Raw genomic sequence first — 15264 nt, forward strand, 5'->3', positions numbered from 1 at the left:
CCGGCAGCGGTGCCTTCTGAGCGAGTTGCTGCGTGCGCTGGACGCCTGGGTAGGGGGCTGTGGGCATCTGTGCTAGTCTGGCCGGCCTTTTTTCAACCCCGCGGAGCAGTGTCATGTCCGAACTCAATCTCTCTACTGACGAAACGCGCGTCAGCTATGGCATCGGCCGTCAGCTGGGTGGCCAGCTGCGTGACAATCCGCCGCCGGGCGTGAGCCTGGATGCCATCCTGGCCGGCCTGTCCGATGCGTTCGGCGGTCAGCCGAGCCGCGTCAGCGAGGCCGAGCTGTCGGCCAGCTTCAAGGTCATTCGTGACCTGATGCAGGCCGAAGCCCTGGCCAAGGCCGAGGCGGCGGCGGGCGCCGGTCGCGCTTTCCTCGCCGAGAACGCTCAGCGTGAGGGCGTCACCGTACTGGCTTCCGGTTTGCAGTACGAAGTGCTGACCGCGGGCGAGGGCGCCAAGCCTTCCCGCGAAGATACCGTGCGTACTCACTACCACGGCACCCTGATCGACGGCAGCGTGTTCGACAGCTCCTACGAGCGTGGTCAGCCCGCCGAGTTCCCGGTGGGCGGAGTGATTGCCGGCTGGACCGAGGCGCTGCAACTGATGGGGACCGGCAGCAAATGGCGCCTCTATGTGCCGAGCGAGCTAGCCTACGGCGAGCAGGGCGTCGGCAGCATTCCGCCGCACAGCGTGCTGGTGTTCGACGTCGAGTTGCTGGAAATCCTCTAAGCGCCCGTGCGGTGCGGATACCCCGGTGACAGTTGGCCGGGGCATCTGCACCGCTGGTGCAGCCGTCACGGGCGCAATGCCCGCGCGTAACAGTAGAGAAACAGGTTGCGTACCAGCTCCTTGAGCACCAGCGGCTCACTGGAGCCCAGTTCGTGCAGATCCAGCTCGCCCAGGTCGCGCAGCTCATCCAGAGCCGCTGCCTCCAGGGTCGCGCAGACTTCGCCGGTATTGCGGTTGAGGATGCGCAGGTAGGGTTGCGGCCTGTCCAGCCAGGCGTCAATCAAGTAGGTCATGGCTCATCTCCTTGGGTGCGAGTAGATGAGAATAATTCCTATTCAATTAATAGCAAGCGCTAATTGTTCCTCGCGCCGGTCAATAAAAAGCCCGTCACTATGGACGGGCTTTGTTGGCAGGCGGTTGTTTAGTGGGTGCGGGCGACGGCGAAGCGGCTCAGTTCGATCAGGGCGTCGCGGTATTCGCCGGCGGGCAGGACCTCCAGGCAAGCGATTGCGCGTTCGGCGAAGTCGCGCGCCTGGCGTGCGGTGTAGTCCAGGGCGCCGGCGGCTTCGACGGCATCGCGGATGCTTTCCAGATCCTCGATGCCACCTTTCTGGATCGCCTGGCGCACCAGCATGGCTTGCTCGGGCGTGCCTTCGCGCATCGTATAAATCAGCGGCAGGGTCGGTTTGCCTTCGGCCAGGTCGTCGCCGACGTTCTTGCCCAGGGTCGTGGCGTCGCCGCGGTAGTCGAGCAGGTCGTCGACCAGCTGGAAGGCCACGCCCAGATGATCACCAAAGGTGCGCAGGGCCTCGGTTTGCTCGGGAGTCGCGCCGGCCAGTGCGGCGGCGCTGTGGGTCGAGGCCTCGAACAGCATGGCGGTCTTGCCGCGGATAACCTCCATGTAGATGTCTTCGGTGGTGCTGGCGTCGCGAATCTTGGTCAGCTGCAGCACCTCGCCTTCGGCGATCACCCGGGTGGCCTTGGAGAGGATCTGCATCACCGGCATGGAGCCGAGTTCGACCATCATCTCGAAGGAGCGCGAATAGAGGAAGTCGCCCACCAGCACGCTGGGGGCGTTGCCCCATTGGGCGTTGGCCGTGCTGCGCCCGCGGCGCATGTCGGACATGTCGACCACATCGTCGTGCAGCAGGGTGGCGGTGTGCAGGAATTCGATGGTGGCGGCCAGCAGGCGCAGGCGGTCGTCGCTCAGGCCGAGGGCCTTGCCACTGAGCAGCACCAGCAGCGGGCGCAGACGTTTGCCGCCGGCGGAGATAATATAGTCGCCGATCTTCTCCACCAGCGGCACGCGCGATACGAGCTGCTGGCGGATGATGCCGTCGACAGCGGTAAAATCGTCCGCCACCACGCGGTAGAATGCCTGGGGTTGCATCAGCGACAGTGCTCCTCGAAGGTTGCGCGGCATGCTAGGGGGCGGGTGTTGGCCTGTCAAGGCAAGGCCCCTGGGTGCTTGCATGGTGTCGCTGGCTTGCGTACAATCGCGCACCCTGAACTTCCCCCTGGGCATTTCCCTGCCTTACGCAATTGCAAGGGCGTCCTTCCGGCCCCGAGCAGCCATGCCAGCCGACGACTATTCCTATAAAGCGCTGGGTGAGCAGGATTAACGGAGATTTACCATGTACGCAGTGATTGTTACTGGTGGCAAGCAATACAAGGTCACCGAAGGCGAATTCCTCAAGGTCGAAAAGCTCGAACTCGCCACTGGCGAAGCCGTGACTTTCGACCGTGTGTTGCTGGTCGGCAACGGTGACGACGTGAAAATCGGCGCGCCGGTTGTTGATGGTGCCAAGGTTGTGGCTGAAGTGGTTGGCCAAGGCCGTCACGACAAGGTCACCATCATCAAGTTCCGTCGTCGTAAGCACCACATGAAGCGTCAGGGCCACCGTCAGTGGTTCACTGAGATCAAAATCACCGGTATTCAGGCCTGATTCGTTTCGGCCTAATCCCTTTATAGGAGTATTGACTCATGGCACACAAAAAAGCTGGCGGTAGTACCCGCAACGGTCGCGACTCAGAAGCCAAACGCCTTGGCGTGAAGATGTATGGCGGTCAGGTCATCAAGGCCGGCAACATCATCGTGCGTCAGCGCGGCACCCAGTTCCACGCCGGTTACGGCGTAGGCATGGGCAAGGATCACACCCTCTTCGCTAAGGTCGAAGGCGTGGTCAAGTTCGAAGTAAAAGGCGCCTTCGGTCGTCGTTACGTGAGCGTCGTCGCGGCCTAATCGCGCGGTTGCTGGAAAAGCCCTGTCCATGCGACGGGGCTTTTTTGTTTCTTGGGGTTCTTGCCAAACTGTCCTGGGTGTAGCGTTCGTCTAGAGCGCAGGTCAATTTTGCAAGAACCTGGTGTTCCTTGCTGTAGTTAACCCGCCGAGATGCGGGAGGCGTATCCCATGAAATTCGTCGATGAAGTGTCGATTTATGTAAAGGCCGGTGACGGTGGTAACGGCATGATGAGCTTCCGCCGCGAGAAGTTCATCGAAAAGGGCGGCCCCAACGGGGGCGATGGTGGTGATGGTGGCTCGGTCTACATCGAGGCTGACGAAAACCTCAACACCCTGGTGGACTACCGCTATACCCGTCGCTTCCAGGCGCAGAACGGCGAGAAGGGTGGCAGTACCGATTGCACGGGCAGCAAGGGTGAGGACCTGATCCTGCCGGTGCCGGTTGGCACCACGGTGATCGATGCCTCGACCCAGGAGGTGATTGGCGACCTGACCAAGGCCGGTCAGCGCTTGCTGGTGGCTCAGGGTGGCTGGCACGGCCTGGGCAATACCCGCTTCAAGTCCAGCACCAATCGGGCGCCGCGGCAGACCACGCCAGGCAAGCCGGGCGATGCGCGCGACCTCAAGCTGGAGCTGAAGGTGCTGGCCGATGTCGGTCTGCTCGGCCTGCCGAATGCCGGCAAGAGCACCTTTATTCGCTCGGTGTCGGCGGCCAAGCCGAAGGTCGCCGACTACCCGTTCACCACCCTGGTGCCGAATTTGGGGGTGGTCAGCGTCGATCGCTACAAGAGCTTCGTGGTCGCCGATATTCCCGGCTTGATCGAGGGTGCCTCGGATGGGGCTGGCCTGGGCATTCGCTTCCTCAAGCATCTGGCGCGTACCCGTCTGCTGCTGCACCTGGTGGACATGGCGCCGCTGGATCTGACCGATCCGGCCGAGTCGGCGGCGACCATCGTCGAGGAGCTGACCAAGTTCAGTCCGGCGCTGGCCGAGCGCGATCGCTGGCTGGTGCTGAACAAGGCGGACCAGATGCCCGACGAGGAGCAGCAGGCGCGGGTCGCCGAGATCGTCGCGCGGCTCGACTGGAAGGGGCCGGTCTATGTGATTTCCGCCCTGGCCCGTCAGGGTACCGAGCAATTGTGCTACGACATCATGGATTACCTCGAAGCGCGCGCCGAGCGCATTCAGGAGAATCCCGAGTTCGCCGCCGAGTTGGGCGCCCTTAATCAGCGCATCGAAGACGAGGCGCGGGCGCAGCTGCAGGCGCTGGATGATCAGCGCGCGCTGCGTCGCGCCGGGGTCAAGGCAGTCGGCGCCGAGGAGGATGACGGCTTCTGGGATGAAGAGGATGATGAGGATGGCCCGGAAATTATTTACGTCCGGGATTAAGCAACTATTCAGCGCCGCTTAATTGCGGCGTTTTTGTAATGACGGGTCGCTGCTGGGGTTGGAAGATCATGCGTGACAAGGTGACCGGCGCGCGGCGCTGGGTGGTGAAGATTGGTAGTGCGCTGTTGACCGCCGATGGGCGGGGCCTGGATCGTGCGGCGATGGCGGTGTGGGTCAGGCAGATGGTGGCGCTGCGCGAGCAGGGCGTGGAGTTGGTCCTGGTGTCCTCGGGGGCGGTGGCGGCAGGGATGAGTCGCCTCGGCTGGGCGCTGCGCCCCAGTACCATGCATGAGTTGCAGGCGGCGGCGGCCATCGGACAGATGGTGCTGATCCAGGCCTGGGAGTCGAGCTTCGCCGAGCACGCCCGGCGCACCGCGCAGATCCTCCTGACCCATGACGACCTGTCGGATCGCAAGCGCTACCTCAATGCCCGCAGTACCTTGCGCACCCTGGTCGACCTGGATGTGGTGCCGGTGATCAACGAGAACGATACCGTGGTCACCGACGAGATCCGTTTCGGCGACAACGACACGCTCGCGGCGCTGGTGGCCAACCTGGTCGAGGCCGATCTGCTGGTGATACTGACCGACCGGGATGGCATGTATAACGCCGATCCGCGGCATAACCCTCAGGCCGAGCTGATTCACGAGGCGCGCGCCGACGATCCGGCGCTGGACGCCGTGGCCGGTGGTGTCGGTGGTGCGCTGGGGCGCGGCGGCATGCAGACCAAGTTGCGCGCGGCGCGGTTGGCGGCTCGCTCGGGAGCGCACACGGTGATCGTTGGTGGGGCGATCGAGCAGGTGTTGGCGCGGCTCAAGGCGGGAGAGCGTCTGGGGACTCTGCTGGCGCCCGAGCGTGGTCTGCTGGCGGCACGCAAGCAGTGGCTGGCGGGGCATCTGCAGACCCGGGGTACGCTGGTGCTCGATGAGGGGGCGGTCAAGGCGCTGTCCACTGGCACCAAGAGCCTGTTGCCGGTCGGGGTCAAGTCGGTGCAGGGCAGTTTTCGCCGGGGCGAAATGGTGGTCTGTGTCGCTCCCGATGGTCGCGAGATCGCGCGTGGCTTGGCCAACTACAGTGCGCTGGAGGCGCAGAAGATCATTGGTCGGCCGTCGGATGCGATCCAGGGGTTGCTGGGGTATGTCGACGAGCCCGAGTTGGTTCATCGGGACAATCTGATTCTGGTCTAGGGGCGCGTCATGCCGGTTGCTCGAGGATTGCTTGGCGTACTGCTGATGCTGCCGCTGGTTGCGGTCGCCGAGCAGATCGGCGAGGTTTCCACGGTATTCAAGTGGGTGGGGCCGAATGACAAGATCGTCGTCGAGGCGTTCGATGATCCCAAGGTCGAGGGGGTGACCTGCTATCTGTCGCGGGCCAAGACCGGTGGTCTGTCGGGTGGCTTGGGGTTGGCCGAAGATCGCGCCGAGGCGTCGATCGCCTGTCGCCAGGTCGGACCCATTCGGTTTCGCAGTGAGTTGCGGGCCGGCGAGGAGGTGTTTCGCGAGCGTACCTCCCTGGTGTTCAAGACCATGCAGGTGGTGCGCTTTTTCGATGAGAAGCGTAATGCGTTGGTGTACCTGGTTTACAGCGACCGAGTCATCGAGGGTAGTCCGCACAATGCGGTAACGGCCATTCCGATCCTGCCTTGGCCGGACAGGCCCTGATCACAAAGAAAACCCGAGTCGTACTCGGGTATTTTGGTTTTTCAGGGTCATAAAAAACCGGCCAGAAGGCCGGTTTTTTCGAGAACTGACAGCTTGTTAGGCTGCAGCAGCTTCGCCGAGCGCCTTGATGTGGGCGTTCAGGCGGCCTTTATGGCGCGCTGCCTTGTTCTTGTGGATGATGCCCTTGTCGGCCATGCGGTCGATTACCGGTACAGCCAGGGTGTAGGCAGTCTTGGCCAGCTCGAGGTCTTTGGCGTCGATCGCCTTGACCACGTTCTTGATGTAAGTGCGGACCATGGAGCGCAGGCTGGCGTTATGGCTACGACGCTTCTCAGCCTGTTTGGCGCGTTTTTTGGCAGAAGGTGTATTGGCCACCGTCAAGCTCCTCGAAATCTGGGGGATACAAACAAATAAGGCCGCGAATCATGCCGAGCTGAGGGGCGCCTGTCAAGCCTGTTGGCATTTATCCCTGCTGGCCTGACCAGTGGCAGGCCGCTACACTCGTCGCCTTCGCGCGCCGGTGAATTGTCCGCTGGCGTGTTCGCTCGCGGAAGTCGAATTATTACATGAATCTGCTCAAGTCGCTGGCTGCCGTCAGCTCGCTGACCATGCTGTCCCGTGTGCTGGGGTTCGTGCGCGATACCATCATCGCGCGCATCTTCGGCGCCAGCGTGGCATCGGATGCCTTCGTGGTGGCTTTCAAGCTGCCCAATCTGTTGCGCCGCATCTTCGCCGAGGGCGCGTTTTCCCAGGCGTTCGTGCCGATCCTGGCGGAGTACAAGACCCAGCAGGGCGATGAGGCGACTCGTACCTTTGTCGCCTACGTCAGCGGTCTGCTGACGCTGGTGCTGGCGCTGGTCACCCTGGTCGGCATTCTGGCCGCGCCCTGGATCGTCTGGATTTCCGCTCCGGGTTTCGCCGATGAGCCCGATCGCTTCTCCCTGACCACCGATCTGCTGCGGGTGACCTTTCCCTATATATTGCTGATCTCCCTGTCGTCGCTTGCCGGGGCGGTACTCAACACCTGGAATCGTTTTTCGGTGCCGGCTTTCGTGCCGACGCTGCTGAATGTCAGCATGATCGTATTCGCCTTGTGGCTGACGCCCTACTTCAATCCGCCGATCATGGCCCTGGGGTGGGCTGTGCTGGTCGGCGGTTTGCTGCAGTTGCTCTACCAGCTGCCGCACCTGAAGAAGATCGGCATGCTGGTGCTGCCGCGGCTGAACCTCAAGGATATGGGGGTATGGCGGGTGCTCAGGCAGATGGGGCCGGCCATCTTCGGCGTGTCGGTGAGTCAGATATCGCTGATCATCAACACCATCTTCGCCTCCTTCCTGGTCGCCGGCTCGGTGTCCTGGATGTACTACGCCGATCGCCTGATGGAGCTGCCGGCGGGCGTGCTCGGGGTGGCGCTGGGCACCATCCTGTTGCCGGCCCTGTCGAAGACCCATGCCAGCGCCGATCGCCAGGAGTACTCGCGGTTGCTCGACTGGGGCCTGCGCCTGTCCTTTCTGCTGGCATTGCCCAGTGCGGTGGCCCTGGCGGTACTGGCCGAACCCTTGACGGTTTCGTTGTTCCAGTACGGCAAGTTCGCCGCCCATGATGCGCTGATGACCCAGCGCGCGTTGATGGCCTATGCGGTGGGGCTGCTCGGCATCATCCTGGTGAAGATTCTCGCCCCGGGCTTCTATGCCCGGCAGAACATCCGCACGCCGGTGCGCATTGCCGTGGTGACGCTGGTCGCCACCCAGCTGATGAACCTCGCCCTGATCGGGCCTTTGGCGCATGCCGGCTTGGCCCTGGCGATCGGTCTGGGGGCCTGCCTGAATGCCGGGTTGCTCTATTGGCAGTTGCGCAAGGGCGATTATTTTCAGCCGCAGCCTGGTTGGGGCCTGTTCCTGGTCAAATTGCTGCTGGCGGTGGCGGCCATGGGGGGCGTGCTGGCGCTGGCCATGCATTTCATGCCGGCCTGGAGTGAGGGCAATATGTTGCTGCGCCTGTTGCGTCTGGGGGGGCTGGTGTCGATCGGGTTGGTGAGCTACTTCGGCATGCTGCTGCTGCTCGGCTTCCGCTTGCGAGACTTCGCCCGCAGGGCATTGAATTGATTGCCACTGGCGGGTGCTTGCCGCCTGTTGTCCGTCGGCCGGTGTGCGTATAATCGACCACTTTATGAGCAAGAAGCGCGTTATGCAGCTGGTTCGAGGCCTTCACAATCTGCGGCCCCAGCATCGGGGCTGTGTCGCCACCATCGGCAACTTCGACGGCGTCCATCGTGGCCATCAGGCCATCCTGGCGCGCATGCGTGAGCGTGCGGCCGAGTTGGGTGTGCCCTGTTGTGTGGTGATCTTCGAGCCGCAACCGCGCGAGTTTTTCGCCCCGGATACGGCGCCGCCACGCTTGAGTCGCTTGCGCGACAAGCTGGCCTTGTTGGCTGCCGAAGGCGTCGACCGCGTGCTGTGCCTGGCCTTCAATCGCCGCTTGCGCGAGCTGAGCGCTGCCGAGTTCGTGCAGAAGGTGCTGGTCGACGGCCTGGCCGTGCAGCATCTGGAAGTAGGCGACGACTTCCGTTTCGGTTGTGATCGTGACGGTGACTTCGCCTTCCTGGAGCAGGCCGGCGCGCGCGAGGGCTTCACGGTCGAGGCCGCGGCGACTGTCGAACTGGACGGTGTGCGGGTCAGTAGCACCGGCGTGCGCAGGGCGCTGGCCGCCGGCGACTTCGAACTGGCCGAGCGCCTGCTCGGGCGGCCGTTTCAGATTGCCGGACGGGTGCTGCACGGGCAGAAGCTGGGTCGTCAACTGGCGGCGCCGACGGCCAATATCCAGCTCAAGCGTTGCCGGGTGCCGCTGAGCGGGGTCTATCTGGTCAGCACCCTGATCGATGGCCGGCCCTGGCCCGGCGTCGCCAATATTGGCGTGCGACCGAGCGTGGCCGGCGATGGTCAGGCCCACCTCGAGGTGCATTTGCTGGACTTTGCCGGTGACCTGTATGGCCGGCGTTTGACGGTGGCGTTCCACCACAAGCTGCGCGATGAGCAGCGTTTCGCCTCACTCGAGGCACTGAAGACGGCAATTGCTGCCGATATTGCCGCTGCCCGTGCCCATTGGCGCACTTAAAGCACCTAGTGCCAACCGCTTAGAAGAGCCTGAGATGACCGACTATAAAGCCACGCTAAACCTGCCTGACACCCAGTTTCCGATGAAGGCCGGCCTGCCGCAGCGCGAGCCGCAGACCCTGCAGCGCTGGAATGACATTGGCCTGTATCAGAAGCTGCGGCAGATTGGCGAGGGTCGGCCCAAGTTCGTCCTGCACGATGGCCCGCCCTACGCCAACGGCAGTATTCATATCGGCCATGCGGTCAACAAGATCCTCAAGGACATCATCACCCGTTCCAAGACCCTGGCCGGCTACGACGCCCCCTATGTGCCGGGCTGGGACTGCCACGGTCTGCCGATCGAGCACAAGGTGGAAACTACCTTCGGCAAGAACCAGCCGGCTGACCTGACCCGCGAGCGCTGCCGCGCCTATGCCGGCGAGCAGATCGAAGGGCAGAAGGCCGACTTCATCCGTCTCGGCGTGCTCGGCGACTGGGCCAATCCGTACAAGACCATGGATTTCGCCAACGAGGCCGGCGAGATCCGCGCCCTGGCCGAGATGGTCAAGCAGGGCTTCGTGTTCAAGGGGCTGAAGCCGGTCAACTGGTGCTTCGACTGCGCCTCGGCCCTGGCCGAGGCCGAGGTCGAATACCAGGACAAGACGTCCGATGCCATCGATGTCGCCTTCGCCTGCGAAGACACTGACAAGCTGGGCACCGCCTTCGGTCTCGCCAGCCTGGCCAAGCCGGCCAGCGTGGTGATCTGGACCACCACGCCCTGGACCATTCCGGCCAACCAGGCGCTCAACGTGCACCCCGAATTCGACTACGCCCTGGTCGACTGCGGCGACCGATTGCTGCTGCTGGCCGAAGAGCTGGTCGCAAGCTGTCTGCAGCGCTACGGCCTGCAAGGCGAGGTGATCGCCACGGCGAAAGGCCAGGCGCTGGAGCTGATCCGCTTCCGTCATCCCTTCTACGAGCGTTTCGCCCCCATCTACCTGGCCGACTACGTGGCCCTGGATGCCGGCACCGGTATTGTCCACTCGGCGCCGGCCTATGGCGAAGACGACTTCCGCTCCTGCACCGGCTACGGCATGAGCAACGACGAGATCCTCAGCCCGGTGCAGAGCAATGGCGTCTACGTCGAATCGCTGCCGTTCTTCGGCGGCCAGTACATCTGGAAGGCCAACCCGAATATCGTCGCCAAGCTGGCCGAGGTCGGCAGCCTGCTCAAGCACGAGCCCATCCGCCACAGCTATATGCACTGCTGGCGGCACAAGACCCCGCTGATCTACCGCGCCACCGCGCAGTGGTTCGTCGGCATGGACAAGGTCATCAACGATGGCAGCTCGCTGCGTCGCCGCGCGCTGGACGCCGTCGAGCAGACCAAGTTCGTTCCGGCCTGGGGCCAGGCGCGCCTGCACGGCATGATCGCCGGGCGTCCCGACTGGTGCATCTCGCGCCAGCGTAACTGGGGCGTGCCGATTCCGTTCTTCCTGCACAAGGAGAGCGGCGACCTGCACCCGCGCACCGTCGAGTTGATGGAGGCGGTGGCAGAGCGCGTCGAGCAGCAGGGCATCGAGGCCTGGTTCAAGCTGGATGCCGCCGAGCTGCTCGGTGACGAGGCCGCGCAGTACGACAAGATCAGCGACACCCTGGACGTCTGGTTCGACTCCGGCACCACCCACTGGCACGTGCTGCGCGGCTCGCACCCGCTCGGCCATACCAGCGGCCCGCGCGCGGACCTCTACCTGGAGGGCTCCGACCAGCACCGTGGCTGGTTCCATTCGTCGTTGTTGACCGGCAGCGCGATCGACGGCCATGCGCCCTACAAGGAACTGCTGACCCACGGTTTCGTGGTCGACGAGAACGGTCGCAAGATGTCCAAGTCGCTGGGCAATGTGGTCGCCCCGCAGGAGGTCAACGACAGCCTGGGCGCCGACATTCTGCGCCTGTGGGTGTCGTCCACCGACTATTCCGGCGAGATGGCCGTGTCCAAGGTCATCCTCCAGCGCAGCGCCGACTCCTACCGGCGCATCCGCAACACCGTGCGCTTCCTGCTGTCCAACCTCAGCGGCTTCGATCCGGCGCAGCACCTGCTGCCGGCTGCCGACATGCTGGCCCTGGATCGCTGGGCGGTGGATCGCGCGCTGCTGCTGCAGCGCGAGGTGGAGGAGGCCTACGGCGAGTACCGCTTCTGGAACGTCTACCAGAAGGTGCACAACTTCTGCGTGCAGGAGCTGGGCGGCTTCTACCTGGACATCATCAAGGATCGCCAGTACACCACCGCGGCCGACAGCGTGGCGCGACGCTCCTGCCAGACCGCGCTGTTCCATATCGCCGAGGCGCTGGTGCGCTGGATCGCGCCTATCCTGGCGTTCACAGCCGATGAAATCTGGCAGTACATGCCGGGCGAGCGCGGTGAGTCGGTGATGCTCACCACCTGGTACCAGGGCCTGAGCGAGCTGCCGCAAGGGTTCGAGATGGATCGGGCGTTCTGGGATCGGGTGATGGCGGTCAAGGCCGCGGTCAACAAGGAGCTGGAGAATCTCCGTGCGGCCAAGGCCATCGGCGGCAGCCTGCAGGCCGAGGTCACGCTGTATGGCGAGGCGTCGTTGCTCGCCGACCTGGCCAAGCTGGGCGATGAACTGCGTTTCGCCCTGATCACCTCGACTGCCGTGCTGGCACCGCTCGACAGCGCGCCGGCCGATGCGGTAACCACAGAAGCAGCAGGGCTCAAGCTGAAGATCGTCAAGTCCGCCCATGCCAAGTGCGGCCGCTGCTGGCATCACCGCGAGGACGTCGGCGTCAACCCGGCCCACCCGGAAATCTGCGGTCGTTGCGTGGAGAATATCGAAGGCGCCGGCGAGGTCCGTCATCATGCCTGATGCCGGCCGATTCGGGCGCCTGCCATGGCTGTGGCTGAGCCTGGCGGTGTTTTTGGTCGACCAGGCCAGCAAGTTCTATGTCGAGGATGTGCTGAGTCTGTACCAGCAGGTCGTGGTCATTCCCGGCTATTTCAGCTGGACCCTGGCCTACAACACCGGTGCCGCCTTCAGCTTCCTGGCGGGCGCCTCCGGTTGGCAGCGCTGGCTGTTCGCGTTGATCGCGATCGTCGTCAGCGCCGTGCTGGTGGTCTGGCTCAAGCGCCTCAAGCCCGGGGAAACCTGGCTCGCCGCGGCGCTGGCGCTGGTGCTCGGCGGCGCCTTGGGCAACCTGGTCGACCGGGTGCTGCTCGGCCATGTGGTCGACTTCATCCTGGTGCACTGGCAGCACCGCTGGTACTTCCCGGCCTTCAATGTCGCCGATACCGCCATCACCCTCGGCGCCATCCTCCTGGCGCTGGACATGTTCAAAAGCAATCCTTCGGGAGAAGTCACCCATGACTGATGTACGAATCGGCCCGAACAAGGAAGTCACCCTGCATTTCGCCATCAAGTTGGAAAACGGCGAGGTGGTCGACAGCACCTTCGATAAGCGCCCGGCGACCTTCAAGGTCGGCGATGGCAATCTGCTGCCGGGTTTCGAATCGGCCCTGTTCGGCTTCAAGGCCGGTGACAAGCGGGCGCTGCAAGTGCTGCCCGAGCAGGGTTTCGGTCAGCCGAATCCGCAGAACGTGCAGGTCATGCCGCGCTCGCAGTTTCAGAACATGGAACTCTCGGAGGGGCTGCTGGTGATTTTCAACGACGCCGCCAATGCCGAGCTGCCGGGGGTGGTCAAGGCCTTCGATGACAGCCAGGTGACCATCGATTTCAATCACCCGCTGGCCGGCAAGACCCTGAGTTTCGAGGTCGAGATCATCGAGGTCAAGGCGCTCTAGGCGGGGTCACCGCTCCAGTGGCAGCGCCTTGGCCGCGCTGCCTCCGCCCGGCGGCCATCAGCGCTCCCGCGCCGTTGTCGTATTACACTGCCAATCCAGTCTCCGCGTGCCGAGAGTCACCATGCATATCAAACTCGCCAACCCCCGCGGCTTCTGCGCCGGCGTCGACCGCGCAATCGAGATCGTCAACCGCGCCCTGGAGGTCTTCGGCCCGCCGATCTATGTGCGTCACGAGGTGGTGCATAACAAGTTCGTGGTCGAAGACCTGCGCTCGCGCGGGGCGGTGTTCGTCGAGGAGCTGGACCAGGTGCCGGACGACGTCATCGTCATCTTCAGCGCCCACGGTGTATCCCAGGCCGTACGCAACGAGGCCGAGCGACGTGGCCTGAAGGTGTTCGATGCGACCTGCCCGCTGGTGACTAAGGTGCACATGGAAGTGGTGCGCTACAGCCGCGAGGGCCGCGAGTGCATTCTCATCGGTCATGCCGGTCACCCGGAGGTCGAGGGCACCATGGGCCAATACGACGCTAGCAACGGCGGCGCCATCTACCTGGTCGAGGACGAAGCGGATGTGGCGCGGCTGCAGGTGCGCAACCCCGAGGCTCTGGCCTTCGTCACCCAGACCACCCTGTCGATGGACGACACCAGCAAGGTCATCGATGCCCTGCGCGCCAGGTTCCCTGGCATCGGCGGGCCACGCAAGGACGATATTTGCTACGCGACGCAGAATCGCCAGGATGCGGTCAAGCAACTGGCTGCCGAGTGCGACGTATTGCTGGTGGTAGGCAGCCCCAACAGCTCCAACTCCAACCGCCTGCGCGAGCTGGCCGAGCGCATGGGTACCCCGGCCTACCTGATCGACGGCGCCGAAGACCTCCGGCGTGAGTGGTTCGAGGGCGTCAACGGCATCGGTATTACCGCCGGCGCCTCGGCCCCGGAAGTGCTGGTGCGCGGGGTGATCGCCCAGCTCCGGGCCTGGGGGGCGACGGCTGAAAGCGAACTGGCGGGCCGGCCGGAGAACGTGACTTTTTCCATGCCCAAGGAGCTGCGCGTCCAGCAGCTCTGACCCCGGTGCCCGGTTCGCCACTGCTCAGCAGGTCCCTGGCGCATCCTTCTGCCGGCGCACTCGGCCGCTGGCGCTCAGCACCAGGCGCCTGACTGCCTGCGTGCCCGTGGCATGGCAGAGAGTCAGGGTGCCGGCCTGAAAGGCGCCGCTGAGCAATTCGGCGTTGCCTAACGCGGTGTAGCGAATATAGCGCCGGACCGGCGTATTGCCTTTGACGACGATGCCCTTGGGCTGATTGGCTTGCTGCAAAAGGAGAGGCTCCCCTGCATCGAACTGGCCGTTGTTGTTCGAGTCGACGTATACCTGCCAGCCGCTTGTCCAGTCGCCGTCGCCATTGTCGACCAGCACCGGCCAGCGCCGTTTGATCGACTCGCTGCGAGCATAGGCCAGAGTAGCGCTCAGGGTATTACTGGTCGCGACCAGCTGTTGGCTGCCCATGAGTTGCTGCGCGCCAGGCACGCCGATGCTGGTCAGCAACGCGAGGACGCTCAGCGTGGTGAGTAATTCTGGAAGGGTGAAGCCGTAAGCGAGACGGTGCATGGCATCCGTGCCTCTGAAGCGAGTATCCCGCCGTCCTGGCAGGGGATGTGCCGATCGTCACCGATGCGGCTCCGGCTGTCGTGCCGGACGGTGTATTTCTCCGGCCGGCCTATAAGCTCTAGCTGGCATGGCCGATATTGCAAGTAGCGGTCTTCGACTGGTCGGGCTCGCCGGGTTCTTCGCCCGCGCTGGCCGTTCATAGGCGCGAAAGCGCCAGCTGTCGAAATTCGCTGCTGGTTAGCGGTATTCGAGGATAAAGATTCGTACCCAGGCATGGGCAGGTTGGTCAATCAGACGGCGAGAGGGAGCAAGGTGAGGCGAATGAAGCAGCGCGGGTTTAGCCTGATCGAGTTGATGATCGTTATCGCAATCATCGGAATCCTGGCTGCGATCGCCTATCCGAATTATCAGGAATACATCATCAAGAGCAATCGCGCAGCGGCGCAGTCGGCGATGATGGATATTGCCAATCGCGAGCAGCAGCTATTGCTGGCTAATCGGACATATGTTGCCGCCGCCAATGCCGCCGCTTTCCAGGCCAGCACCGGCTATGTGCTGCCGACAGATGTGGCTGCGAGGTATGACTTCAGCATCACTCTGGGAGCGGGGGCGGTGCCTTCCTTTACGATTACATTTGTGCCCACGGGGCCTCAGGCTAGCGATGGGAACCTTACTCTCGACAGTCAAGGGGTCAAGACCCCGATTGCGAAGTGGTGATCATGC

Annotated in this window: 17 protein-coding genes; 13 read left to right on the plus strand and 4 right to left on the minus strand. The window is 63.6% G+C overall.

Annotated elements, in window-relative coordinates:
- Positions 1-113 precede the first annotated feature (113 nt).
- On the plus strand, positions 114-731 hold the full coding sequence (gene bamJ / locus AB5S05_RS06090; RefSeq protein WP_369286601.1) for a BamJ family beta-barrel-assembly machinery protein: 618 nt from the start codon (positions 114-116) through the stop codon (positions 729-731).
- Positions 732-796: 65 nt separating this feature from the next.
- Here the strand turns inward: bamJ and AB5S05_RS06095 are convergent, their stop codons facing one another.
- Together AB5S05_RS06095 and AB5S05_RS06100 are read right to left on the minus strand one after the other, a co-directional pair.
- Positions 797-1024 (minus strand): PA4570 family protein, encoded by a 228-nt coding sequence (locus AB5S05_RS06095; protein ID WP_369286602.1) that lies wholly within the window; start codon positions 1022-1024, stop codon positions 797-799.
- A gap of 128 nt (positions 1025-1152) precedes the next feature.
- The gene (locus AB5S05_RS06100; protein WP_369286603.1) at positions 1153-2121 is read right to left on the minus strand and encodes a polyprenyl synthetase family protein; all 969 of its coding nucleotides are present in this window, start codon (positions 2119-2121) and stop codon (positions 1153-1155) included.
- Positions 2122-2365: 244 nt separating this feature from the next.
- Between AB5S05_RS06100 and rplU the strand changes: the two genes are divergently transcribed.
- The 5 genes from rplU (at position 2366) to AB5S05_RS06125 (ending at position 6023) form a co-directional block, all read left to right on the plus strand.
- Entirely contained in the window at positions 2366-2677 is a 312-nt protein-coding gene (rplU, locus tag AB5S05_RS06105; protein WP_369286604.1) for a 50S ribosomal protein L21, read from the plus strand.
- 38 nt (positions 2678-2715) lie between these two features.
- Positions 2716-2973, plus strand: a complete 258-nt coding sequence (gene rpmA / locus AB5S05_RS06110) for a 50S ribosomal protein L27 (RefSeq protein WP_003292362.1) — start codon at positions 2716-2718, stop codon at positions 2971-2973.
- Positions 2974-3141: 168 nt separating this feature from the next.
- A complete protein-coding gene (gene cgtA, locus AB5S05_RS06115) occupies positions 3142-4362 on the plus strand; it encodes an Obg family GTPase CgtA (protein WP_369286605.1) in 1221 nt (406 codons plus the stop codon).
- A gap of 68 nt (positions 4363-4430) precedes the next feature.
- Positions 4431-5549, plus strand: a complete 1119-nt coding sequence (proB, locus tag AB5S05_RS06120) for a glutamate 5-kinase (RefSeq protein ID WP_369286606.1) — start codon at positions 4431-4433, stop codon at positions 5547-5549.
- Positions 5550-5558: 9 nt separating this feature from the next.
- Positions 5559-6023 carry a CreA family protein gene (locus AB5S05_RS06125; RefSeq protein ID WP_369286607.1) on the plus strand — a complete coding sequence of 155 codons (465 nt, stop codon included), beginning with the start codon at positions 5559-5561 and terminating at the stop codon, positions 6021-6023.
- A 96-nt stretch (positions 6024-6119) separates the two neighbouring features.
- On the opposite strand, the gene rpsT is transcribed toward AB5S05_RS06125, so the two are convergent.
- Positions 6120-6398 (minus strand): 30S ribosomal protein S20, encoded by a 279-nt coding sequence (rpsT, locus tag AB5S05_RS06130; RefSeq protein ID WP_090439927.1) that lies wholly within the window; start codon positions 6396-6398, stop codon positions 6120-6122.
- Between the two features lie 191 nt (positions 6399-6589).
- Between rpsT and murJ the strand changes: the two genes are divergently transcribed.
- The 6 genes from murJ to ispH all read left to right on the plus strand — a co-directional run bounded on the left by murJ (position 6590) and on the right by ispH (position 14001).
- Positions 6590-8128 (plus strand): murein biosynthesis integral membrane protein MurJ, encoded by a 1539-nt coding sequence (murJ, locus tag AB5S05_RS06135; RefSeq protein WP_369286608.1) that lies wholly within the window; start codon positions 6590-6592, stop codon positions 8126-8128.
- 82 nt (positions 8129-8210) lie between these two features.
- Positions 8211-9137 (plus strand): bifunctional riboflavin kinase/FAD synthetase, encoded by a 927-nt coding sequence (gene ribF / locus AB5S05_RS06140; protein WP_369286609.1) that lies wholly within the window; start codon positions 8211-8213, stop codon positions 9135-9137.
- 34 nt (positions 9138-9171) lie between these two features.
- On the plus strand, positions 9172-12003 hold the full coding sequence (gene ileS, locus AB5S05_RS06145) for an isoleucine--tRNA ligase (RefSeq protein ID WP_369286610.1): 2832 nt from the start codon (positions 9172-9174) through the stop codon (positions 12001-12003).
- A complete protein-coding gene (lspA, locus tag AB5S05_RS06150; RefSeq protein ID WP_369286611.1) occupies positions 11996-12505 on the plus strand; it encodes a signal peptidase II in 510 nt (169 codons plus the stop codon). The genes ileS and lspA overlap by 8 nt, the downstream gene beginning before the upstream one ends.
- The gene (locus AB5S05_RS06155) at positions 12498-12935 is read left to right on the plus strand and encodes an FKBP-type peptidyl-prolyl cis-trans isomerase (protein WP_369286612.1); all 438 of its coding nucleotides are present in this window, start codon (positions 12498-12500) and stop codon (positions 12933-12935) included. Before lspA ends, AB5S05_RS06155 begins: the two co-directional genes overlap by 8 nt.
- Before the next feature lie 121 nt (positions 12936-13056).
- The gene (ispH, locus tag AB5S05_RS06160; RefSeq protein WP_369286613.1) at positions 13057-14001 is read left to right on the plus strand and encodes a 4-hydroxy-3-methylbut-2-enyl diphosphate reductase; all 945 of its coding nucleotides are present in this window, start codon (positions 13057-13059) and stop codon (positions 13999-14001) included.
- A gap of 24 nt (positions 14002-14025) precedes the next feature.
- Here ispH and AB5S05_RS06165 read toward each other — a convergent pair whose 3' ends face one another.
- Entirely contained in the window at positions 14026-14541 is a 516-nt protein-coding gene (locus AB5S05_RS06165) for a GspH/FimT family pseudopilin (protein WP_369286614.1), read from the minus strand.
- Between the two features lie 321 nt (positions 14542-14862).
- Here AB5S05_RS06165 and AB5S05_RS06170 point away from each other — a divergent pair, with 321 nt between their 5' ends.
- Positions 14863-15258, plus strand: a complete 396-nt coding sequence (locus AB5S05_RS06170; RefSeq protein ID WP_369286615.1) for a type IV pilin protein — start codon at positions 14863-14865, stop codon at positions 15256-15258.
- Positions 15259-15264: the final 6 nt, after the last annotated feature.

It is taken from the genome of Pseudomonas zhanjiangensis, from assembly GCF_041027545.1.
Taxonomy (GTDB): domain Bacteria; phylum Pseudomonadota; class Gammaproteobacteria; order Pseudomonadales; family Pseudomonadaceae; genus Aquipseudomonas; species Aquipseudomonas zhanjiangensis.